28 protein-coding genes are annotated in these 21005 nt (G+C 46.5%); 2 read left to right on the plus strand and 26 right to left on the minus strand.

The annotated features are described in order from the left end of the window. Positions 1-36 precede the first annotated feature (36 nt). Positions 37-543 carry a hypothetical protein gene (locus V2546_RS02300; RefSeq protein ID WP_329751442.1) on the plus strand — a complete coding sequence of 169 codons (507 nt, stop codon included), beginning with the start codon at positions 37-39 and terminating at the stop codon, positions 541-543. Here V2546_RS02300 and V2546_RS02305 read toward each other — a convergent pair. The 26 genes from V2546_RS02305 to V2546_RS02430 form a co-directional block, all read right to left on the minus strand. Beyond that, positions 540-1442, minus strand: a complete 903-nt coding sequence (locus V2546_RS02305; RefSeq protein WP_329751443.1) for a hypothetical protein — start codon at positions 1440-1442, stop codon at positions 540-542. The two genes, V2546_RS02300 and V2546_RS02305, sit on opposite strands and share 4 nt — an antisense overlap. Then, positions 1432-2067: a putative phage tail protein gene (locus V2546_RS02310; protein WP_215702763.1), complete on the minus strand. Its 636-nt coding sequence runs from the start codon at positions 2065-2067 to the stop codon at positions 1432-1434. Before V2546_RS02310 ends, V2546_RS02305 begins: the two co-directional genes overlap by 11 nt. Beyond that, complete coding sequence (locus V2546_RS02315; protein WP_329751444.1) at positions 2054-3088, minus strand: baseplate J/gp47 family protein; 1035 nt, start codon at positions 3086-3088, stop codon at positions 2054-2056. The genes V2546_RS02310 and V2546_RS02315 overlap by 14 nt, the downstream gene beginning before the upstream one ends. Further along, positions 3081-3464: a DUF2634 domain-containing protein gene (locus tag V2546_RS02320; protein WP_329751445.1), complete on the minus strand. Its 384-nt coding sequence runs from the start codon at positions 3462-3464 to the stop codon at positions 3081-3083. Before V2546_RS02320 ends, V2546_RS02315 begins: the two co-directional genes overlap by 8 nt. After that, a complete protein-coding gene (locus tag V2546_RS02325; protein WP_215702760.1) occupies positions 3464-3745 on the minus strand; it encodes a DNA helicase in 282 nt (93 codons plus the stop codon). Before V2546_RS02325 ends, V2546_RS02320 begins: the two co-directional genes overlap by 1 nt. Beyond that, positions 3742-4728, minus strand: a complete 987-nt coding sequence (locus tag V2546_RS02330; protein WP_329751446.1) for an XkdQ/YqbQ family protein — start codon at positions 4726-4728, stop codon at positions 3742-3744. Before V2546_RS02330 ends, V2546_RS02325 begins: the two co-directional genes overlap by 4 nt. Before the next feature lie 10 nt (positions 4729-4738). Then, positions 4739-5398 carry a LysM peptidoglycan-binding domain-containing protein gene (locus tag V2546_RS02335; RefSeq protein ID WP_215702758.1) on the minus strand — a complete coding sequence of 220 codons (660 nt, stop codon included), beginning with the start codon at positions 5396-5398 and terminating at the stop codon, positions 4739-4741. Further along, positions 5398-7302 (minus strand): tape measure protein, encoded by a 1905-nt coding sequence (locus V2546_RS02340; RefSeq protein WP_215702757.1) that lies wholly within the window; start codon positions 7300-7302, stop codon positions 5398-5400. Before V2546_RS02340 ends, V2546_RS02335 begins: the two co-directional genes overlap by 1 nt. 176 nt (positions 7303-7478) lie before the next feature. Continuing rightward, positions 7479-7898: a phage tail assembly chaperone gene (locus V2546_RS02345; protein WP_252197394.1), complete on the minus strand. Its 420-nt coding sequence runs from the start codon at positions 7896-7898 to the stop codon at positions 7479-7481. Positions 7899-7910: 12 nt separating this feature from the next. Beyond that, positions 7911-8384 carry a phage tail tube protein gene (locus V2546_RS02350; RefSeq protein ID WP_329751447.1) on the minus strand — a complete coding sequence of 158 codons (474 nt, stop codon included), beginning with the start codon at positions 8382-8384 and terminating at the stop codon, positions 7911-7913. A gap of 12 nt (positions 8385-8396) precedes the next feature. After that, positions 8397-9446, minus strand: a complete 1050-nt coding sequence (locus V2546_RS02355; RefSeq protein ID WP_329751448.1) for a phage tail sheath subtilisin-like domain-containing protein — start codon at positions 9444-9446, stop codon at positions 8397-8399. Next, positions 9418-9876, minus strand: a complete 459-nt coding sequence (locus tag V2546_RS02360) for a phage tail terminator family protein (protein WP_329751449.1) — start codon at positions 9874-9876, stop codon at positions 9418-9420. Before V2546_RS02360 ends, V2546_RS02355 begins: the two co-directional genes overlap by 29 nt. Then, positions 9869-10285 carry an HK97 gp10 family phage protein gene (locus tag V2546_RS02365; RefSeq protein WP_329751450.1) on the minus strand — a complete coding sequence of 139 codons (417 nt, stop codon included), beginning with the start codon at positions 10283-10285 and terminating at the stop codon, positions 9869-9871. Before V2546_RS02365 ends, V2546_RS02360 begins: the two co-directional genes overlap by 8 nt. Further along, entirely contained in the window at positions 10282-10620 is a 339-nt protein-coding gene (locus V2546_RS02370) for a hypothetical protein (protein WP_329751451.1), read from the minus strand. Before V2546_RS02370 ends, V2546_RS02365 begins: the two co-directional genes overlap by 4 nt. Next, positions 10613-10966 (minus strand): head-tail connector protein, encoded by a 354-nt coding sequence (locus V2546_RS02375; RefSeq protein WP_329751452.1) that lies wholly within the window; start codon positions 10964-10966, stop codon positions 10613-10615. The genes V2546_RS02370 and V2546_RS02375 overlap by 8 nt, the downstream gene beginning before the upstream one ends. A gap of 8 nt (positions 10967-10974) precedes the next feature. Then, a complete protein-coding gene (locus tag V2546_RS02380; RefSeq protein WP_329751453.1) occupies positions 10975-11979 on the minus strand; it encodes a major capsid protein in 1005 nt (334 codons plus the stop codon). 18 nt (positions 11980-11997) lie between these two features. Further along, the gene (locus V2546_RS02385) at positions 11998-12603 is read right to left on the minus strand and encodes a phage scaffolding protein (protein ID WP_215702749.1); all 606 of its coding nucleotides are present in this window, start codon (positions 12601-12603) and stop codon (positions 11998-12000) included. A 131-nt stretch (positions 12604-12734) separates the two neighbouring features. Beyond that, positions 12735-12926: a hypothetical protein gene (locus V2546_RS02390; RefSeq protein ID WP_329751454.1), complete on the minus strand. Its 192-nt coding sequence runs from the start codon at positions 12924-12926 to the stop codon at positions 12735-12737. 228 nt (positions 12927-13154) lie between these two features. Next, the gene (locus V2546_RS02395; RefSeq protein ID WP_329751456.1) at positions 13155-13370 is read right to left on the minus strand and encodes a hypothetical protein; all 216 of its coding nucleotides are present in this window, start codon (positions 13368-13370) and stop codon (positions 13155-13157) included. 24 nt (positions 13371-13394) lie between these two features. Beyond that, positions 13395-13640, minus strand: coding sequence for a hypothetical protein (locus V2546_RS02400; RefSeq protein ID WP_329751457.1), 246 nt, complete (start codon positions 13638-13640; stop codon positions 13395-13397). A 29-nt stretch (positions 13641-13669) separates the two neighbouring features. After that, the gene (locus V2546_RS02405; protein ID WP_215702745.1) at positions 13670-13930 is read right to left on the minus strand and encodes a hypothetical protein; all 261 of its coding nucleotides are present in this window, start codon (positions 13928-13930) and stop codon (positions 13670-13672) included. After that, positions 13923-15713, minus strand: a complete 1791-nt coding sequence (locus tag V2546_RS02410) for a minor capsid protein (protein ID WP_329751458.1) — start codon at positions 15711-15713, stop codon at positions 13923-13925. The genes V2546_RS02405 and V2546_RS02410 overlap by 8 nt, the downstream gene beginning before the upstream one ends. Next, positions 15713-17110 carry a phage portal protein gene (locus tag V2546_RS02415; protein ID WP_329751459.1) on the minus strand — a complete coding sequence of 466 codons (1398 nt, stop codon included), beginning with the start codon at positions 17108-17110 and terminating at the stop codon, positions 15713-15715. Before V2546_RS02415 ends, V2546_RS02410 begins: the two co-directional genes overlap by 1 nt. 11 nt (positions 17111-17121) lie before the next feature. Further along, positions 17122-18561: a PBSX family phage terminase large subunit gene (locus tag V2546_RS02420; RefSeq protein ID WP_329751460.1), complete on the minus strand. Its 1440-nt coding sequence runs from the start codon at positions 18559-18561 to the stop codon at positions 17122-17124. Continuing rightward, on the minus strand, positions 18551-19315 hold the full coding sequence (gene terS, locus V2546_RS02425; protein ID WP_329751461.1) for a phage terminase small subunit: 765 nt from the start codon (positions 19313-19315) through the stop codon (positions 18551-18553). The genes V2546_RS02420 and terS overlap by 11 nt, the downstream gene beginning before the upstream one ends. A 79-nt stretch (positions 19316-19394) precedes the next feature. Further along, positions 19395-20123, minus strand: a complete 729-nt coding sequence (locus V2546_RS02430) for a hypothetical protein (protein WP_329751462.1) — start codon at positions 20121-20123, stop codon at positions 19395-19397. A gap of 569 nt (positions 20124-20692) precedes the next feature. On the opposite strand from V2546_RS02430, the gene V2546_RS02435 reads away from it, so the two are divergent. After that, entirely contained in the window at positions 20693-20902 is a 210-nt protein-coding gene (locus V2546_RS02435; protein WP_118514410.1) for a helix-turn-helix domain-containing protein, read from the plus strand. The last annotated feature ends 103 nt before the right edge of the window (positions 20903-21005 follow it).

The following is a 21005-nucleotide window of genomic DNA, read 5'->3' on the forward strand; positions in this document are numbered from 1 at the left end:
AAGGATAGGGGCTTTCTCTGCCAACAGCACACTCAATTGTATAGTGAGAAAATTACGTGGTGCGGGAATATCACTGATTTATCAACGCTTGTATCTCTTAGCCAACAAAATAAAACTGTTTATATCGGATATATCGATTGGAGGCAAACAGATATTTTGCCATCAGGATCAAAAAGCGGCACCACTATTTGCTTTGCATCTAATTGGTGGATATGGGCACTCAGTGGATCCAAAGAGTTCTTCTGTCTTACACAAGAAGCAAAGTGGGAAAAAGCACCATACTTATTGTCTAATGATCTTACCGATTTTCAAAACAAATTTTTTATTAACATGACCAATTATACATTTGACGATTTGAAAAAGGTCTATACTGGTGCATTGCCTAAAATTGGTTTTGTCGGATATAGTGGACCATTTACTCCAAACAGACAAACCGGATATGTATTATGCGGTGGATCATGTGCATTATTATTCAGCGTAAATGGTGATCGATATCAATATAACACTGGAAATGGCGATACTGCATGGGTTAAACTTACTTAGTTTTTTGTCCAATTTATCGTAAAATCCTTTCCTTCATAATTTATAAAATGCAGTTTGTAATCCGTTGGATCGAGGTATAAAGCACCTGAATTTATGCCGATATTTTCAAATCCGTATGAAGCGGCTCCGGTTCCGTTATTAGGTCTTTGCGCTTTAAAATTTGCTGTGGAAAACAATGTCCCATCTATAGTTGTGCTTTTGTTCACAAGAAAAGACTGACTTTGAGCGGCAAACAGCTGAGATTTTGTAATATAGGGTGATAAATCCGGCTTCATAGTTGCATACGAAAAATTGCTTTCAGGATTCGAATAATCACATGTGGCCAGATAACAGTTATTGTTCAGAAAACATGCAATAGTGATTTTTCCGCCTATAACATTTCCGATAGAGAACCCATAAGTCTTGCCCTGCCATCCTCCTATGATCACATAAAATCCATCTCCCTTATTTTGGTTCGAGATGAGTTTTGCCTTTGCTTTTAAGAGCGAAGGGATATCATCTGCTGGTGTATCATTCACGATAATTGCTCTATAGTTGCTCATGTCACTATACAATTGAGTGTACAGGTCTTTCAGCACCTTCCCCTGCGCCGCCGATAATGGCAATCCAGCGTTGTCCGTCACGCAGTTATTGACAATATGGCCAATTAAGCAAGCCCCTTTAAATGCAGCCTTGATATTTGATAAGAGTGTCCCCAGCTTTCCTTTCGATTTGATCTGATCGATTGCATCCGTTGCTGACGGAACTGCGGTTGATCCAGTATAGTCTTCAAATGTCGGCGTATCCAGATTTTTCAGTGCTTCATCTGCCAGATCCCAGTTTTTATTCTGATCCGCCACGTCATAGAAATCACTTTCATCTGGCTTTTTAAATCCATAATTTGTTGTGTTAGTTGCCATTCGGTAAATCTCCTTTCGTAATCTGATCATGAGTCAGCTGCCCAAGTTCGATATGCTGATAAGTCCCCATCTCCATGATTCTGGTCTTCAAGTGTCCATTTCGAATCTTATAATGAGTAAATGCAGCAAGCTGTTCATGCGTGAAGGTTCCAACAGCTCCATAGGTGTTGAAAATATACTCATACAATATCCTGATATGGCATGGAATCGCTTCTTCGATACTCTCTTTGATGTCTTTAATGTTCCCAGGAATTCCCGATGTTCCCGTAAACCGAACCGTTGCTCTGTATTTCGGGTTATCCTCTTTTATCTCTACCGCTGCATTGGTATAACTTTCTGCGATATTCCGGATCAGTGCCACCAATGTGGTCGCGGCCCCTGCCGCTTTTGCTGAAATTTTTTCTCTCCGGTAACGATCTGATTTTCCTGCATCAGGGATAATTCCGAATATTCTCTCATGTCTTGAGAGCAATCCTTTTCCCGTAGCGCTTGTCCAATATATCTCCTTTAAGGTATTTGCAAGGCCATCTTCCAAGTTATCCGACTCCTGCGATAGATTTCCCTGAATCTCCTGCATCGTTTTGTTATCATCGTAATAATCTGGTAAGACCTCAATCAGCCGCAATTGTATGCACCTCCTCCAGACTTACCGTACCCATCGCAGGAATTTCTTTCTCTCCTACTATGATATTGCCGGTGGAATTATTAAGCCTTAAATCATCGTAATCCTGGACTCCTTCAATATTGAGAAGAAGACTTCCGATTTTCGCATAGCTGACACGATACTCCACAAAAACCAACGATTTCAAATACTCCGTGAACTGGCTCTTGAACATAGCAAGCACATCATCCAACGTTTTTGTTCCATCCAGAATCACATTCGCTGACACATTGACAGACCTCATTGTCGGACTCGAGACCGTGACCGTTGCTCCGATTGGACGAACTGTTTCTATGTAATCTCGCACGGCAGGCTCCAACGAAGGGTTTCTTGCCTTGTCTACATCTACAATCATTACTGTTAATGTCCCATCTCCAGAATCAAGAGGAAATACTTTCGCATCTCCGACGCCAGGGACTTCAAGAGCCCACTGTCTGTAATGATGTTTATTTCCCGATGTCGCTGGATTCCGTACCTTCTCATAGAAACGTTCTCTCAGCGCTTCATCTGTCTCTTCATCGGCTCCATCAGTAATAATGTCTGTCAGTTCTGCGGTCACATTCGAAACTGCCGATAGCGGCTCCAGAGAGCCCGAATATGTATTTCCGATCTTCCCTGCTGTCTCGCATTCTGCCTCATAGACGTTTTCATCTATCCGACCGATTATCCGATATGCCACATCACTGATCATCCATCTTGTCCCGATTGCAACATCTCCGGATGTTACGATTTTCCGAACTGCCGGGCTTGCAACTTTTCTATTCACTCCATATCCGCTAACGGCACGGTCCAGATACTCTCCGACCGCTGTGTCCGGGAAAACAAGGTCAACAAAGTTACTCAGCTGAAAATACTGATCTGCCAGAAAATACGCCGCCGGGGCAAGGGCGTCATAAATCACACTGCCTTCTCGTTTGTCCACATCGTTAGAGACACGATTGAGCATACCTTGAAGGATATTTTCATACGTCTTATCTTCAAACATTCATCTCAACTCCTTCCCGTAACTGACCAAATATGCTCGACACATCAAAAGAACATACGCAGGTGATTCCCTTAAACTCAAACAAAAAGCCAGACACATCGCTGATCCTGTCATCCTGCAGCAGTGTCTCCCGGATCATCCGCTGCATCTCAGCCCGAATATACTCCTGATCCTGTCCGATCAGGTCCCGCCAGTTCACTCCATAATTGAAGCTGTAGATCGGATATTCAAACTGCTGCGTCGAGAGTCGTTTCCGGATTGCCTGCCCCAGTGCCTCCAGATCATTTACCATTCCACGAATACAGGTGCCTGAGTCGTTGTAGCTCCGATTTGAAAATGTCTGTTTCTGAATTCTGGTATCTGTTGTCAAAGCCATTACTTCAGCGCCTCCTCTTTTATTTCCTCCTTGAAGGCCAGACGCCGTTCAATGATCTCCAATACGTAAAATTCCTCCCAACCGGTTCCCGCAATCATGCGAACCTTATCTCCTGTCCTCAGCTGCGCTTTCATGTTTCCAGAAAGCTGTGCCGCTGGGATCTTGAACTTCTCATTCACCCGAACCCCGGATCCGTCATAGGTACCCACAATTATCGCGGGCAGTTTCTGATTGTTCAGAAATGCACTCATCACTTTCTTCAGTTCTTCCGTCAGCATCATTGGGCGATCACCTCCAGTTCCATTGTGTGCGTCGGCAAATATTTGTGTGTTACTTCTTTTACGATCACACGCCGGTCCAGTTCGATATCTGCAATGCTGCCATAAATACTGCATCCAGCTCTCACAGAATGATCCCCGATACAGGACAGCTTTATCGTTTCTTTCTCATGGTTATATAGCTGTAGAAGCTTCTTCGCCTTCTCCTGAAGCTTTCCCGCGTCAGCGCTCTTATCCGAAACATGCTCATAATACTGCAGGTTTCCATATCGATTTACTGAATCCTGATCTGCAGCCTGAGTGGTCTGCGCCTTTCCGTTCTTCTCATCCATCCAGGAGATCTTCACCACATTGTAAAATTCATCATCGATGGACTTCTCCCAGCTGTATCCATATGTTAGGGAATCATCACCAAGTACCAAAGGGAGCTGAAGGTCCCGGAGGTTATCCAACCGGATTTTTCCGTAAACGTCCGCCAAACGATACCATTCTCCCTGCGGATTATCCGCAGTTTTTGTATTAAGAAGGGTATCTCCGATCAGTTCATAGATCACATCAATCCATGTGTCTTGGTACTTTACTTTATCCTTTGGAACTTTGTATGAAATTCCTGTCGGCATATCCCCGGCCGTTAGATTCAGATATCTGCACATCGACTGAGTAACAGATACCACATTGTCCTGTCCGCCTTTTAATGGAATGATATCTTTAGACTTTCCGCGTCGTAACTGATCATACGCCTTTACTTTCACCCGCCGGTCTTCACCCATACTGACACGGAATACTTCTCCGAAAAAGATGCCATCCTTCTCACTGGTATTAGTGAGTCGGACGACATCTCCATTTTTGATCATCAGTTCTCCGTCATACAAGTATGTAAATTCCAGGACGGAAGCGCCAGAATTCAATTTGTCCTGCCAGCTAAGCTCCGAGCACATTTCTGATATTTCATAGATCACACCATTATTTTCCACGCATAGCTGCATAACGTCCTCCTCATGATGGAATCGTGAATACCTGCCCCGGATAAATCAAATTTGGATTTTTGATCTTATCCGCGTTCGCACTTACGATTTTCGAATACTGCGCCCCATTCCCATAGAACTGTTTTGCGATCTTCCAGAGGGAATCTCCTTTCTGCACAGTATATGTCTTTCCTTCCTCCACTGCCGGGTTCGTTGGCTGCGGTGTCTCTGGCTGGGCCACCGTCGCTACCGGTGTCACAACCGCGCGGTATTTCTTTGACGGTTTCCGATACTGAAGGAACGAGAGGGCAAGATATTTATCCCCCTCTTCTCCCGATTTTTCCAAAATTTCACAGGATTCCACCAGCACCATCACCGACTCATCATCCGTCATGCCATTGGAATAAATGAGCCGGACCGGCGTTTTCTCTTTTTGTGCCTTCGTGAGCATTCGAATGTACCAGTCCGGATCCGCGCGGCTGCCCGGTTCCATATAGTGCATCTCATGGTGCGGAAGTTCACATTCGAAGTTATACTCATTCAATGCCTGGTAAGTTGGAACGCTTACCTGTCCGCTGCCGAGCACCTGGTATTTCTCAATATTCAGCTTCTGTTTCTTCTTGATTTCTTCCGGGTTCACCGGAAGCTTATACCGTTTACTCCTGTATTTGATGTACACGCTGTAGCTCATCAGTATAATCCCTCCGGTGCTGTTTCCAGTTCATCTCTAAGAATCTGAGCGATTGCCGGTCCGATCTGCTCGTAATCCGTTTCCTTGTGAATATCCCCGGTAAATGTGATTGCGATGTTCGGCGCCAGTGTATTCTGGGCGATTCTCGCAACATAGTCACGTTCTGCAAGTTCCTTCAGATAGCTAATATCCTCATCTTCCAACGACGCCTTGATGCTGCCATTCTTTTCAGTTCCCTTTACGACAGCCGGATCCCCGACGGTTCCGATCGAAGATCCGACACCGCCATTAAAGAAATCGGTTGCTTTACCGGCTGCGTTGGATCCCCAGTCATAACCTTTCTTAAAAGAATCACTGTACGAAATCCGATTCATCTGATACTTACTTGTATCGACACGATCAAAGCTAATCTGTCCTTCCGATTTGATTGCTCCTTTGAATTTATCAACAGCACTGGACCATCCACTTACAATACCAGATAAATTAGATCCAAATACTGCATCGATGGCCTTAGCCACGGATTGCATGGTTCCCACCACAAATTTGGCAAGATCAGTGATCAGGTTCACAATTGCAAGGACCGGATTATTTAAGAAATTGGCAAAAAACTCAGCAAACGAGATGCATGCGTTCACCACGTTAAATACAATTCCTGTGAATAGATTCCAGGTTCCAATGAAGACATTTCCAATCACTGCCCCTGCTGTAAACACTGCTCCAACAATAATTCCCGTTGCGCTAACCGAAGCACCAGTAATTTTATTAAACGCTGCCACACCGGCGTACAGGACTGCAATCAAGCCTATGACTCCTATCATCATGAGCCCCGCTGGATTCATCGTGCACAATGCATTCCACACCGCTGTCGCCGCATTCAGCACCCACTGGGCTGCCGCAGCTCCATAGGTAAATGTTGCGTATACCGCAAGCGCCGCACCTAATCCCAAGAGCAGCGGCCCGATGATCGACATGTTATTCGCCAGCCAACCGACTACCGTCAAGAACGGAGCTGATCCTTTCTGGATCATGTTCATGGCGCTTGTCCAGACCTGTGCCCAGGTCATCGGCATAGAATTAAACTTCCGGTCAATCTCATCCATCGCCGCAAGCTGGGCATTTTTTACCATCTCTGCCGACAGCATGCCTTTCTCGGCATACTTCTTGATGGATCCTTCCGCCCATCCCATGTATTTTTCGATATTTCTGGCAATGCTCGGCGCTGCTTCCAGGACGGAATTCAGCTCATCGCCACGGAGTGCGCCGGATCCCATCGCCTGGGTTAACTGGACCATGGCTCCTGCCGCAGCTCCGGCTTCTGTTCCACCGATTACAAACTGCTTATTGATCGACTCAACGAAGGCAATCAGCTCATCCTGGTTTTTAAAGGCGCTGCTGGCATTTAAGCCCAGGCTGGCAATTCCGTTCGCTGTGCTCTCAAAAGATGCCCTGGAACGCTGCGCGGAGGCGTAGACCTTATTCTGGAAACTCGGGTCGATAGCATTCCCGGAATCATCCGTATTCACAAGGTTCAGCCTGGTATTTGCATTTGCATATGCATCAGAAGCAGAACCAAGCATTTTTCCAACATCGACAGCAGTTTTTACAGCGAAGACACCCGCCAGAGCTTTGGCAACTCGATCAGCAGTTTTCTTTGTCCGCTCCATCTCATCGCCAAGCCCTTTCATCTTCGTCTTGGTCTTGTCGGCACCCGCGCCTGCTCCGCTTAATCCTACCCCAGCCTTTGTTCCTGATTTTCCTACCTTATCAAGTCCTGTACTGACTTTATCGGCCGCCGTACTCGCCTTTTCAATCGATGCTGCCGCCCGGTCGGAGGCCTGCATGATTTTCGAGATTCGCGATGAATATCGATCCTGCAACTCAAACACTGCTCTCAGTACTCCCATGTGATTCCTCCTTCCCTAATGCTTATTCGCAGCTCTCTTCTCCGCCTCAATTCGAAGTTCAATACTTGCTAATACAATTGCTTTCTCCCTAATCGGCATCGTTGCCAGTGTTTCAGGGAGAATATGCAGTTTCTGCAGGGCATAATGAGCCAGACAAAATTCCAGATCATTATGCCTTATGCGTTTTTTGCTTCATCCTTCAAATCGTCGAAATTCTCCAGACCAGATAGCGTCTGAACCTCATCGATCAGACGATCATATTCATTTGTGTAAAGCATCTTTTTGAGAAGAGACACCTCTCCGATTACGCCATAAGTTTTCTGAAGCTCGGCATTCTTCAGATCCGGGAACACCACTGCGGCCGTTGTTGTCTCCGCTACATACTTCACACGGTCAAATGTCTGGTTCCCTTTCTTATCCGTCTTGATGCAGCCTCTCTGGATCGCATCACAGATATCCTGTGTCAGCGGTCTGATCACAAAAGGAAGAGGATCCCCTCCTTTTGTTTTAAAACGGCTGGATACGATAATCTCTTTATCCGGAGTTATTTCCGGATGTAAAAAGCCATATAAATCCATTTCTTTCATATCTGCCATAGTCTTCTCTCCTTATCTAAAATTCTCCGGTAACTGGAACGCCTCAAGGCAGTCACAGTCATCGAATGTAAAATCAGAATCAAATGTGATCGGGTCCTCGCTATCGTCTTCCAGGTATGCGACCGGGACTGTCTTTAAGATCACATGGAACAGCGTCACTGTTTGCCGACCCACCGTGGACTGCGGATCTTCATTCAGGAACTGCAGGGTGGATGCCGGGTAAACGCCGTTCTTTTTGTATCCGAGAAACTCTTTTAATGCATCCGAATTCATGAAGTAAAATGTGCCAGATCCCTCTCCGGTTGCTCCAACAACTTTATGCTGCTTCATACGGTGCCCGAGAAGCTTTTTCTCTGCAACAGTCAGTGTGACATGCGCATCGATCTTCGAGATCTCAAACATTTCACGGTTCTGTCCGCTGCGGGTGATAAAGCCTTTTCCTTCAGATCCACCGAGGGTATCACTGAGCTGTGTATAATTTGCCATCTGTCTCCCTCCTTACGTCAGATTTACTGTGATGTAGGCAATCTCCATGCTGCCAACAAGCTGAACTGCAACGGTTACTACCACAGCGTTGATCGCCGTTCCGGCTTCTACTGTGATGTCATCTGCACTGAAATTCTGAATCGCACCACGGCGTTCCAGATCAGCGAAATACTCAACCAGGGCGCTCTTGAAAATAGATCGTCCTTCCTCGTTATTGTTGTACTTACCTTTGATGTTGGAATCCCAGACCGTTCCGATGTCCTCCCGGATTCCACACGCAGTACGTACAGACCGGTTCTGCTTCATGATGTCACCGAGGGTCTGTGTCGTGCTTGTCAGCGAGTTTACATCTGCCACGACCGTGACATTCTGGGACTTGTCCACAGTAAGGATCAGCTTTCCTGCCTTGATCGCCGTCTCCATCTCCGTCTTTGTCATTCTTGGTGTTACATCGATCGCGCCGACAAACTTTCTTGCGGTATTGGATTCCGTGATCTTTGCCCCGGCCGTTACACCGCCGATCCATGCACCTGTTTCTGCTGCAGTCAGTGTGGATCCATCTGAAAGCGTTACTCCCTGTACGTTGTTAATCACATACTGGCTGTCTGCAACATAATTGGTCAAAACCGCCGTAATGTTCTTACCTTCCTCTTCCTGCATTGCCTTAACCCAGTTTGCGATCGTCTGCTGAGCGGTTGATGCAGATGTTGTGGACTTCAAATACGGATACACGATCACGTTTGCGTCTTCCGTCTTTAACTTTGCAAGCATCGCTTCCACATGATCATCCGTATGATTTGGCGGAAGCTTATATAAAAGCACCGCCTTGGCTCCCAGAAGTGCCAGATTTGCCAGTTTCTTATCTGCAGCAGTAGCGTTCTCCGGATAATTTGCCTCCGTCGCTGTGATGCGATAGATAGCACCATCATCTCCCACGGACAGTTCCTGTGCCAGCGCCACAGTTCCCCGGTCTCCGGCCGTGATGCTCAACGGTGTATTGGTAACAAGGTTGATGTACGCTGCCGGAATGACCTTATTCTGGCTTTCCCATATTCCTGCCATCTTTTTCCTCCGTTTCTATATTTGTGTTCATTTCTTCCATCTTCGGGATCTCTTTCTTCTCGTATTCGGTGTAGGTCACATCGAACAACAGATGAAGAACATCATCCACGATAGATGCATTTTTGTTCCTGACATAAAAAAAGATGCCATCGGCGCTTACCACATCAAAACGCCGGAGCATCTTCTGTTTTACTTTTTCACATTCTTTTCTGCGGTTTTCGCTTTCATCACCAGGGAAATACTGAACATCAAAGTTCTGTTTGATCCGCTGTCTTTCTGACAGACGCCGGTTTGCCGTCGTTTCCGTAATCTCTACCAGGATACACGGAAATTCCATATTCTGTGGAATGTTATCCCGGTAAATCTTCTTAAGCTCCGGCACAGATGAGCGGCATTCCGCGGCAATCGCTTTATATAGACTCTCAACCATCGTGTTCCCTCCTGACCCGTTCGATCTCTGCTTTGAAAAGTCCCATCAGCCGCCTGTCGATATAGGAAATACCTTTCTCCAGCATATGGTTTCCCGGAACAAATCCTGTTGTCTTTCCCGATCGGCTTACAACTCTGTGCCCATAGTTTACAAACTCAGAATAGTCCGCCACATTGACCAGAACTTTCTTTACCCCAGAAGGACCTTTTACCGCAGGAGCCGACCGCCAGGACTTTCTCAAATGTCCGGTTCGTACTGGTGTATTCTTTTTGATGTCCCGTACCCCTTCGTTCACTGCCTGGTTTAAGAGCTTGATATCGATTTCCGAGAGATCACCCATCTCTGCTTCCAGATCTTTCCGAAACACATCCAGCGCCGCCTTATTTCTTCGATAATTGGAACTGCTCACGCCTTCTCATCCCTCTCTACCCGGCACTGGTACTGGAAACTATAAGGATGTGCTTCTCCAACCCGAAGTTTTACCTTCTGTCCGTTGTACAGCGTGACCACCACTTTGTCACCTTCCCGGATATCTGTTTCCAGTCCGCAGAAGAGCTGATTAGCCGCCTGCAGGAAAGGCACCGGGCTTCCTGCGGCTCCCTGGTTTGAAATGCTGTACCGGCACTTTACGCTTGATGCCACCAGGCTCTCGCCGGACGCGTCGAAACCGGCGTCATCCTTTTTGTCCTGATACCGATACACATCCATAACCGAATCATACATCACTTCATAAGGGTTAAACATATCCTCTCAACCTCCTGTAACGCCGCAGTACCGCTTTATCAGCATCTGACAAACCGTATATGCCCTCACGGCTGTTACTGCCACCCATGGCGTAGGTAATGCTTCCATCGCCCTCTTTAATGCTGGCAATGTCCTGCTGATAACCAGTTCCTTTCACTGCTTCATAATCCATCGCATCTTTCACCTTCTTGCGAATAAAAGGTTCCAAACGTTCCGGAAGTTTCTCCTGGTCCAGATTGCAGTAATCGCAGACTTCGAGGATGACATCGGAGATGCTAAGATCCCGTGTGTCATCCTTGATTTTCAGATTACTCTTCACTTTCTCTAACATCTCCGAAAATGTCATAACGCCTCCTATCCCAGTTTGTGCTTGAATGCCACGATACGGATCTGCTTCGGCTCATAGACCGGTTTCCAGTTTTTCGGGTTTGCCACCTCAGTTCTGGACGGACCCTCGGTCTTTGCCACCTCAGCATTCTGCCATGCGATTCCTCTCGGATGCAGGATCATGGTCTTACGGTTGATCAGATAATCGACACCGGAACCCTTGCGCTTTGCACGATCGGTCTCAGTCGGTACGAATCCAACAGGATGACCATTTCCAAGTGCTACAGCCCCGTTACCGAAGAGATACGTCGTGTAAGTACCGTCAGATACCGGACAGCCATCATCAACGATAACGCGTTTTCCCTGATACAGACCGAATGCAACGTCATTGGACGGCTGCACGGTCTCGATCAGATTCTGTTTTTTCAGATATGCTTCTGTTGCAGAGTGCATGCAAACACCGGTCAACTGCGCCTTCGCATCACCTAACTTCTGTTCCGCATCAATAAACGCAGCTCCGGACCAGTTCGCCTTCGTTCCGCTTAATCCGGAAATGTCCAGGATGTTGCTTTCAAGCCTGGTCTCTGCCGGCGGAGTTCCGGATCCGCCGGCCGGCACAGTTCCAAATACACCACTGAGGATGGCAATTAACTCCTTCTGCATGTCACGTTCCCAGAAGCGTGCCACAAGAGTACCAATTGCCTTCATCGGATCTGCTCCGGCCAGTGCTGCGGATAAATCTGTCGCGGACCACATCTTTGCACGACGGAGAATTGCTGCCACATCCTTGTTTGATGTGATCTTGTTATCTTCAAGATCTGTTCCCTCGATCACCTGCTCAGATTCTCCTGTCAGATCCTCGAAAAACGGCATGTTAACGGTCGGCGCCGCCTGGGATGCCAAATCGTCGAACTCCGAGTTATTTGCAATGATGCCACTCTGCACCAGTGCAGACAGCTCCATTGTCCGGTTAAGCACGTACGGGTTAAAAAGTTCCGGGACAATTACGTCCTGTAAGGTTGTTCCTGCCATTTAAAATTCCTCTCTTTCTTAAAGTTTTACTCCGGCCGCAGCTGCCAGCTGTCTGGCCTGCTCCGGATTCTGTTTGAACAGGCGTCCCTGTTCTGTAAGGTTATAGGTTTCCTTTGCAAACGGATTATTTCCTGGCGGATTTCCGCCTCCCGCCGGATTATAGCCACCAGTTCCGCCGGCATTCTTAAACAGGTGCGGAGAAGCTTCTCTCATCGGTTTGAGAACGTCATCCAATCCGATGACCTTACCGTCCTGGTCAAATGTGAATTTATCCAGACCGCCCTGCTTGTAAATGATGTAATCCGCATCTACAGCACCAGCTTCCTTCAGCTTATCCTTTAAGGCGTATTCCTTTTTGGTATTCGCCGCTGCTGTTTTAAGTCCTGCCACTTCAGCTTCATAGTCCTTGACCTTTTTCTGCAGATCTGCGTTGTCCGCATTATTTTTCTTAAGGTCCTTGATCGTATCATTGGCTGTTCCCAGTTCTTTCACCTTATCATTGTAGTCCTGCTTCGGTACTGCATGCTTCGGGAACTCCCCATTGATTTCCTTCATAGTGGCATCAACGTCCAGCTTCCCGTCGGTGATCACTGCCTTCTCTAAAATTGTCTTTAACCATTCCATCGTGCTTACCTCCATAGATTTTTATTCCCGCTCTCCGGGTATTGGGATCGGCCGGTTATACTCCCGGCAGAGTAGCGCCCAGTTTTATGCCTTATGGCAGGGCATAAAAATAACATGCCTTTTAAGCATGTCTAAACCTCTACTGTTGATTCTGCAAAACCAATGACTGTACCCTTTCTGATCGCTCCTTTGGTTCCATCTTCAAAGACAAACTCAATAAAGTCCTGATCTTTTACAAAATCCTCTCTCATAATGATTTCCATTGCTGCATAGCTGAGCTTTACGCCGTAGAAGGATGCTCCGGTACAAAAAATATCAATCATACCGTCCCTTCTCTTTCCCGCATAATGAGCAGCGCATCACATATCCGCCATACGGACCAGAATCCCGGCTCCAATGCTTGCGGTAGTGATGGCTGCAACGGTGCTGTCTGATCCATCTGATCCACTTGAAAAATCCTATTGTAATCACCTCCCTGTTTGTTGCGACGTCGCAACACCTGAAAATGGGTATAAAAATACCACCAGCCTATTGACCGGTGGTTGATTTCATTATCTTCCAATGCGTTGTTTTCCCTGACCTGGCGGAGTTTTGTAAACCTCTTCTATAAGACCATGTTCAATGTCTCCACCAACGTATCCTTTTCCATACAGCATATTCAAATGTTCCAACACTTCTTTGTCCCTAACAAGACTTCGGAATTTTTCTCTCTGAGGTTCATACTCTTCATATGTTTTGATTTGCAGAAGTTCCTCTTTCAAACTCATTTTATTATCCTTTCAAATACAACATTAATCCTTTCCATAAAATCTATCACTTCTCTTTTTTATGAACTCTGTCCATTCATCCCTCTGCTCCTGTGGAACACGCTGCCAATATGATTCGCGAATAAAGAAACAATCACTTGTGGACTCTGGAATAAATGTTTTTTCTATCGGTGGCTCAACAGCATGACATAATTTCGGAACTTTATCTTTTAAATGACATTGTCCACAAATAAACTGCAACTTAGGATTATCCCAGGAGTACTCACTCATTTGATATCACCTCACACTGCAAATAATGTTTACTCTGACTTCTTTTTTATCCTCGAATAATATCTTTCGCTTCTTTCCCGTATATCTTCCTTAAATCCCTCTTTCTGTTCCTCCGGTATTCGCTGCCAATATGATTCGCGAATAAAGAAACAATCACTTGTGGACTCTGGAATAAATGTTTTTTCTATCGGTGGTTCAACACCATGACATAATTTAGGATCTTTATCTTTCAAATGGCATTGTCCACAAATTAACTGCAACTTAGGATTATCCCAGGAATACTCACTCATTTGATATCACCTCACACCATACTTTTAAATCCTTATCTTCTGGAATACGCGGATTTACTCTGTATTCTGCCTTAATTATCCTATAAGAATACCCTCTTTGCAAGAGGAATTCTTTTTCTTCCTCGTTAAAAGCTTCGTGCGCGATATACGCCCCATGTGTCCCTTTGGGCACCCTTATAAACAATTCAGCGTTGCCTTTGCCAGCGCCGCTAAAACCGCCTTCTTTCATTGGCGAAGTGGCGGTAAATCCTTTATCCGAAAACTTCTGTCCTACTAAAACACTCGGATCCTTTTTCCAGTCACCAGTCATTTTTTCAAAAATCTCTCTTGTTCCGGTTCCTCGCTTCACAATGATCTCTTTTTGTGTCGTGACCTTGCCAAGCACCGCCTCAATGTCCTTTGCCGCCTTTTTGGAAATAGGATCAACATTGATTCCGTATCTTAGATAGCGATTGATATTTACATAAGATCCACCGCTCCATGTGCGCAAGGCTCCAAGCTCTGTATCTGTTGCAGCTTCCAGCAACTGATTAACAAACGGTTTCATTGTCGTTTCCGACTGCATTTTCAAAATAGATTCCCAGTTATCGGCACTCTTCGACATTTCAGATAAGAGTTCCTTTTCCGTTTTGCCCGATATCTTCTGCAATTCGCTCCATCTGGTCATATCTTCAGCAGTGCCAGTGAACATGATGTTGGTCAGATTGCCATACTTTTTCAAAAGTTCTATCTGACCATTCGCCGCCTCTTCCTGCGGTGTTACAACCGGCTGAAGACCTGCATTTAAATATTTCTTCTTCCATTCCTCATACGTCATACTCTCCGGCACTTCGATGTTGTTGCCATCTTTATCCCTGGCGGCCCGCTTCATTCCCTCCGTCGGGGTATCCGGGTAATACGGAACATCCGTGCATCGGCAGCACGGATGGAACGGCGGCATGTTCTTTCCTGCCACCGCTTCCGAAACAAAATAGATCTTCCCGTCCAGCTTCCCGCAAACACCGCAGGTCTTACTGTCCAGCGTGGCCAGAATCTCATATTGCTCCACGCCGTCCTCTTTATACCCGGCGTGAGTTGCCTCACTCATCAGGAATGAGCTCTCTGTGTGCAGGAGCCGGTACGCATCCGCCTTCTTTGACTGCATCTTCTTAGCGAACTCTCCGGCCAGCTTCTGCGGGGATGCTCCTTGGACCATCATAGTTGTAAGCGATTCCATGAGCTGAGACTGCAGGTGCTCTTTCTGCTTCCAGAGTCTGGATGAGAAGTTGGCGCCATTGAATGGATATTTGATCAGCTGCTCAATCGTTCTCGGCTCAATCTGGGCGAACTCGGCATGAAAGCCATGGTACTGATCGATGTTATACCAGGTTCGGTAATAGGTATCGCCGTACACCTCCTGCATCGTCCGTGTCCCTTCTGCCTCATACTCCACAGCATACAGTTCCCGGAGGATCGCGTCCACCTGCGCTTCCAATGTCTGATAGCGGGTCATCCGGGCCTTGATGGACATGTTGTTGACATCCTGGTTATATTTCCCGATGTTGTTCATAGCCTTCTCAACGAAGTCCTTCAATTCTCCCAGTTCCGCTTTATCGAGCCGTTTCTGGGCTTCTGAATACGTCAGCCCATTCTCCTTCGCATATCGCCAGTAAAAGCTCTCCACGGTCTTCTGAAGCTCCCGTTTCGCCTGATTAAATGCTTTCTCCAGTCGCATGAAATACTGATTTACCTGCATCTCTCCGGCCTTGTATGCTTCTTCCTGGCGTTGCTCCCAGTAGGACATCACGCATCACCGCCTTCATCACCCGATGCACCTTCTTTCGGGAACATGTCCGAGATATCTGCCGCTGAGCTTTCTTCCTGTTCCTTCAAAAGATCCATTTCTTTCTCAGGATCATCTACCCACGGGTGGTGGCTGACGATCGTCTCATCAGAGATGGTTCCTTTGCTCTGAGATGCGATCTGGGATAACTCCTGATCATTCTTTACACTGGTCCTCGTCCAGGTCTGCACGATCGTGCCGTCTTTGATCTTGATCTCCTGAAGCCGGCAGATGCAGCGGATGAACCGTCCGAAGCCTAAACGGAACTCCGTTTCCTGCAAGCCGGCTTTCTGCTCCAGAAGGGAATACAGGAACTGCAGCGCAACTCCGGAACTGTTTCCGAAGTTCTGCGGATCCGGATCGATACCCATGCCCTGTTCGAAAATACATTTTCTTGTAATTTCCAGAAGCTTTTCTCTGGCTTCTACCGGCAGCTCAATTGTTAATGTTGAAACGCCGGAATGATCCCCATCTCCGTCGCTCTCGATCTGGATTGCTTTGTAATCCTTGAGGTCCCGAAGAAACTGCCCCAGATCCTCGCCTCCATAATTGGTCAGAACAAAAATCACTTCCTGAATGTCTTCCAGATCATTTACGAAACCGCTGAACACCTTACAGTAAGTATCGATCAGCGGCTTGATGTTCTTCAGATCGTCTGTGTCGATGTTATTGTTAAAGAACGGGAAGAATGGCACCTCCCCGACTCCGTGCTGATAGCAATCCGAATATTCACACAGCTCCGGATCAACCAGAAACATCTGATACGGAATCAGCTGATCCAGCTCGTCTCCCGCTTTTAGCCGGTATGCCGTGCATTCTTTATCGTTCCAGTACTCGTAAACGGTATACCTGTCACCGGTTTCCTCATCGATGCTCTGATAACTCCGAAACACGCCAGAAAGCTCCTTTTCCAAATCACTCGTCCATACCGGAATGATCTGTTCTGCCGGAACTACCGCATACTTCCATGCACCTTTCCCATCCTTCCAGACATGCAGCCATGCGACCGTACAGTTCGATGCCTCAATGCACAGGTCTTTACACACTTTCGGATATTTATCCCCAAGAAACTGTGTTAACTTTTTGTTCGCATCCTTGTTTCCAAGATCAAAAATCGGAGGTGCCGCAAACATATACGATGCCTTCTGGTTAACCAGCAAACCGTGGAAGTTGAATGGAATCCGGTTGTCTGCATTCCGTAGCGGCTTCTCGTTCTTCTCCTGCTTCTCCTTCAGCGGTGGGAACATAATATCCGTCTCATTCCGATAGTAAGCCTTCGCCTTTTCAGCTTGCCTCACAAAATCCGTATGCCCACTCTGATATTTTCGGATCAGCTTCTTAATTACTTCAATGTCCATGTTTCCTCACCTCACTTTAAAATCTTCATGCCACCAACTCCGCGAATGATCGTGTAGCAAAAATAGCGGAGAGCATCGAGCGCGTGATCATGCTCCTTCACCGGCTTATCCTCCCCGCGGTCTCCGGCTTTTGCATCCCAGATGTAAGAAGCAAATTCCTTCAGCAGGTTCTCGCAGGATGCATCAATAAAAATAGAACCCGAAAGCAGCAAGGTTGCCACAAAACGGATCCCATCCAAAACATCATTTTTCGCTTTCTTTACTTTGTAACCATCTTTTTCTAACTGTGTCTTAAAAGATGCCGCCGCCGGGTCCAGGATCACCGTCCGGATCTTTTCTCCGGATAGCCACGCCGTCAGATCTTCAGCAAATTCTTTGTCTGTCTTCTGCTGCCCTTTATCGCGTCCGGAATAATAATACTCCCTACGGCAGTACCACTTGTTATCAGCTCCCTTGCTCCACAGCAGGAACGCCGTCGGGTTCTGGGTACCATAGTCACAGCTGACATATTTGTCGCCGATCCAGAACTCCCGTCCGGTTTTCTTCCGGTATTCCGCCGCAATAGCTTCTGCGTCCACCACATTTCTGTCCGGATCAAACATGTCATAGATGATCCCTTCAGCCATCGCCCAGAGTCCTTCGATGTAACGCTTAAAGAACACGCCGCTGTACATGCTACGATATCTGGCTTTGATCGCTTCTGACAGGCTCAGGTTATCGTCCATCGTGAAATGCACATACAGGAGTTTCTTGAGGTTCAGCTCTGTGCCTTTCGCGGTGGCTTCTTGCTGCAGCCTGGCTTCCTTCTTCTTTCCGAGGTATCCGATCGCCTTGTCGATCCAATTGACCTTGAACCAATGATATGGTCCGTCCGGGTTGCAGTTAAACCAGTACTTGGATCCTGTCACCGAGCAACGTCCTGTTGCCTGGTTAACGAAGCTCTCCGGCATCAGCGCAACCTCATCGCAGAATACCCCCGCCAGAGTGATACCCTGAATCAGGTCCTGGCTACGTTCGTCCTTACCACCGAAGATGTAAAAGTAGTTCGTGACATTCTTTCGGGTGATTTCAACCAAATTATCGGCCCGATGATCCGCAACCTTATACCCTCGGCTCTTGAGCATCAGCTTCAGCCAGAATAGAACGTTTCTCCGGAAGGAACCGATCGTCTTGCCGCACATGGCGAAGTTCTGACCATTGAAGTTCTCCATCGCCCAGAATACGAAGGACAATGACATACAGACCGTTTTTCCCGATCGGATCGCACCGTCCGCAATAATGCCATCATAATCTTTCACAGGGCTCCCCGGCATCCACCAGGTAAGAACCTGCTTCTGTCTTCTGGAAAACGGCTGGAACTTGAATATCTGAACCTTCGTCAGAATCCCTCGCTGTGACTTCATCTTCTGAAGCTTGTCACGCATATCGGCGATACGATCCTTAATCTCCATCGACATCACCCCAAAGCGTATCAGACTCTACATTCAGTGCATCAAGGAATCCGTCATCTTCGATCTCCTGCTCCTGACCGCCAAGTTTCAGTGCCGCCAGGTCAAGCTTCATCATCTCGATCTCCAGGCGTGCATCATCCACACCATAACGGTGCAGCGCATCGATTGCAGCCTGTTTTCTTGCCTGAACTCTGGTTAAGGCTTCCTCAATGTGCTGGATCTGCCCCAGCTTCCCCTGATATTCACGAAGATCTGTATCTTTGTCCTTATCGATTCCCATTTTATGACTCACAACAGTCATCCCTGTCTCGTCTCCGGAGACCTCCTCGGAATCATCCGGAGACTGTCTCAGAAGGTCGATCCGCTTCAGCATCCGGCGTTCCCGAACCGTAAGAAGCTGGATCTCCTGCATGAGCAGCGTCTCTTTATCTTCCGGAACTGCCTGTGCCAGCCGCCGCTCCTCCGGTTCCAGACAATCAAAAAGGAGAGTCTCAAACTCTCCCGTAGTAACTGCTTTCTTATTCCCAGGCGGACCACCAGAGCTATTCTTGTTCCCCGGCTGCGCGCCGCGCTTTCGTTTTTCCGAACGTTCGCTTTTCTTATCCGAGCGTTCGTTTTCCCACTTATGTGTGGACTTCCATCGGCGGACCGTTCCCTCCGGCAGATTTAGTTGACTTGCAATCTCAACTAATTTCATACCTTCCAGGTACATGGCCTTCGCCTTTTCAATTCTCGGATCCGGCGCTCTGGCCATGCTCATCACCTCCGATTCGTCGGTTTTGGGTAAAAGAAAAGAGCCACGCGGTGGTGGCTCCCAACATCTTTTTACATATTCAATTCAAAGTTTTTATCAAAACTCCATTCTCAAATTCATGTATCTTGCCATCGATTACTAATCTGCCATTCATAAAAGCTTTTCCATCTTCTCCCAAATATCTCTTTTTCCCATCAATTTCTATAAATGTATTATTTACTCTGATTCCTTTTTCGTCCACATAATATATATTACCATTCTCAAAAATGAATTTGTTTCTTTCAATATATCCATCAAATCCTAAATGATACCAATTATTTCCGCTTTTTTTCCATTCATTCCTCACCATTTTTCCATCCGCATCAAAATAGCACCATTCTCCATCTTCCATTTGCCATGCATATTTACCATTTTTTATGACATCTGCAGTTTTCTCAATTGCACGCTGCGACTTATTAGCCTGATCAACATTGTAAAAACTTAACCACAGTGATATTATTCCTACAATCAAAGCAACCAAGCCCAACACAATACTGACCCAACTATTTATGTCCGCCAAGGTAACATTGTCTCTTTTCACTATGCTTACTATAAAAATTCCAATAATGCTTGTTGCTAATACATAAATTATAAATTCTCCCCAAAAGGCTCTAAAACCTTCAATGGTATTTTCTATCTTGTCCGCCCCTTCCAGCTTTTTTCTCTGTTTTGAAAGTTTAGAAATCACAATTCCTTCAGCAATTATTATGATAAGCATAATCATTAGTACTGCTATTATATGTTCTGGCACTGAAAACCAATATGTCATATCGTCGCCTCTTCTTCCTTTTTTTCTTATTATACACAAAAACATGTACGATTTGCAATCAATAAGAATAAAAGAAAGGCACCTCATCTCGGGTGCCTCAAAATCTATTATAATCATATCACAGGTAACTACTGCAAAACAATGCAAACATGGACCACTTTATGCAGAAATCGCACACTTTTATGTGCTTTTTACTTGACCAGCACATATTTATATTATCAAAAGGAAAGGAGGTAACCGAATGGGAAAGAAAAAGAGGAAAAAGCAAGAACGCCTCATCAATCTGATGATCGAAGCTGTGGCGGCCACCGCAACATTGATCTTATCCATAGCAGAATTGATAAAGGCGCTCAAGTAAGAACAGGGGAGAGAGATCTCCCCTCCTCAAAATCATCTTACCACATTCGGTTGAAAATGTAAAATGAGAATCCGCTTTCATACGTTATTCCTGTTGTTTTCCGTGCTTTTCGCAATCGGATCCGGCTGGTCCATCGTGTCCTGCCTCTTCACGATCTGCGCGTCGGTGTTCGTCCTTGCCGACGTAATTCCAAAAATCTGGAGGTATTATCATGCGTCTAAAAGAAATCCGTAAAGCCCGGAAGCTCTCTGTTCCGGCACTCGCAGAATTATCCGGTGTTCCACGCCGCACGATCCAGGAACTGGAGGTCCGGAACGATGGCCGGGTCTCTACAATGATCAAACTGGCTGATGCCCTCGGTGTCTCCCTGGATGAGCTCTGCCGGGATCCGGATGACTCTGATGATGGGGAACCTGTTTAGGTTCCCCATCATTTTACAACGCAATGTTTATTGCAACCGCCATCATGCTGAAATAGATTGTACGTGCTGTGTCCCGCTTATTCGCATAATAATACGCAGTCAT

Origin of the sequence: Clostridium sp. CM74B_53 (assembly GCF_036318045.1) — a bacterium.
Taxonomy (GTDB): domain Bacteria; phylum Bacillota; class Clostridia; order Lachnospirales; family Lachnospiraceae; genus Pilosibacter.

Coding starts and splice junctions, on each gene's coding strand:
- V2546_RS02420 (WP_329751460.1), bottom strand. CDS start 18,561: ATGGAGATTAAGGATCGTATCGCCGATATGCGTGACAAGCTTCAGAAG.
- terS (WP_329751461.1), bottom strand. CDS start 19,315: ATGGCCAGAGCGCCGGATCCGAGAATTGAAAAGGCGAAGGCCATGTAC.
- V2546_RS02320 (WP_329751445.1), bottom strand. CDS start 3,464: ATGGCTTTGACAACAGATACCAGAATTCAGAAACAGACATTTTCAAAT.
- V2546_RS02355 (WP_329751448.1), bottom strand. CDS start 9,446: ATGGCAGGAATATGGGAAAGCCAGAATAAGGTCATTCCGGCAGCGTAC.
- V2546_RS02435 (WP_118514410.1), top strand. CDS start 20,693: ATGCGTCTAAAAGAAATCCGTAAAGCCCGGAAGCTCTCTGTTCCGGCA.
- V2546_RS02350 (WP_329751447.1), bottom strand. CDS start 8,384: ATGGCAAATTATACACAGCTCAGTGATACCCTCGGTGGATCTGAAGGA.
- V2546_RS02305 (WP_329751443.1), bottom strand. CDS start 1,442: ATGGCAACTAACACAACAAATTATGGATTTAAAAAGCCAGATGAAAGT.
- V2546_RS02370 (WP_329751451.1), bottom strand. CDS start 10,620: ATGTTTAACCCTTATGAAGTGATGTATGATTCGGTTATGGATGTGTAT.
- V2546_RS02315 (WP_329751444.1), bottom strand. CDS start 3,088: ATGTTTGAAGATAAGACGTATGAAAATATCCTTCAAGGTATGCTCAAT.
- V2546_RS02360 (WP_329751449.1), bottom strand. CDS start 9,876: ATGGTTGAGAGTCTATATAAAGCGATTGCCGCGGAATGCCGCTCATCT.
- V2546_RS02430 (WP_329751462.1), bottom strand. CDS start 20,123: ATGACATATTGGTTTTCAGTGCCAGAACATATAATAGCAGTACTAATG.
- V2546_RS02345 (WP_252197394.1), bottom strand. CDS start 7,898: ATGGCAGATATGAAAGAAATGGATTTATATGGCTTTTTACATCCGGAA.
- V2546_RS02335 (WP_215702758.1), bottom strand. CDS start 5,398: ATGAGCTACAGCGTGTACATCAAATACAGGAGTAAACGGTATAAGCTT.
- V2546_RS02380 (WP_329751453.1), bottom strand. CDS start 11,979: ATGGCAGGAACAACCTTACAGGACGTAATTGTCCCGGAACTTTTTAAC.
- V2546_RS02385 (WP_215702749.1), bottom strand. CDS start 12,603: ATGGAATGGTTAAAGACAATTTTAGAGAAGGCAGTGATCACCGACGGG.
- V2546_RS02415 (WP_329751459.1), bottom strand. CDS start 17,110: ATGGACATTGAAGTAATTAAGAAGCTGATCCGAAAATATCAGAGTGGG.
- V2546_RS02395 (WP_329751456.1), bottom strand. CDS start 13,370: ATGAGTTTGAAAGAGGAACTTCTGCAAATCAAAACATATGAAGAGTAT.
- V2546_RS02375 (WP_329751452.1), bottom strand. CDS start 10,966: ATGACATTTTCGGAGATGTTAGAGAAAGTGAAGAGTAATCTGAAAATC.
- V2546_RS02325 (WP_215702760.1), bottom strand. CDS start 3,745: ATGATGCTGACGGAAGAACTGAAGAAAGTGATGAGTGCATTTCTGAAC.
- V2546_RS02340 (WP_215702757.1), bottom strand. CDS start 7,302: ATGGGAGTACTGAGAGCAGTGTTTGAGTTGCAGGATCGATATTCATCG.
- V2546_RS02400 (WP_329751457.1), bottom strand. CDS start 13,640: ATGAGTGAGTACTCCTGGGATAATCCTAAGTTGCAGTTTATTTGTGGA.
- V2546_RS02330 (WP_329751446.1), bottom strand. CDS start 4,728: ATGCAGCTATGCGTGGAAAATAATGGTGTGATCTATGAAATATCAGAA.
- V2546_RS02390 (WP_329751454.1), bottom strand. CDS start 12,926: ATGATTGATATTTTTTGTACCGGAGCATCCTTCTACGGCGTAAAGCTC.
- V2546_RS02410 (WP_329751458.1), bottom strand. CDS start 15,713: ATGTCCTACTGGGAGCAACGCCAGGAAGAAGCATACAAGGCCGGAGAG.
- V2546_RS02405 (WP_215702745.1), bottom strand. CDS start 13,930: ATGAGTGAGTATTCCTGGGATAATCCTAAGTTGCAGTTAATTTGTGGA.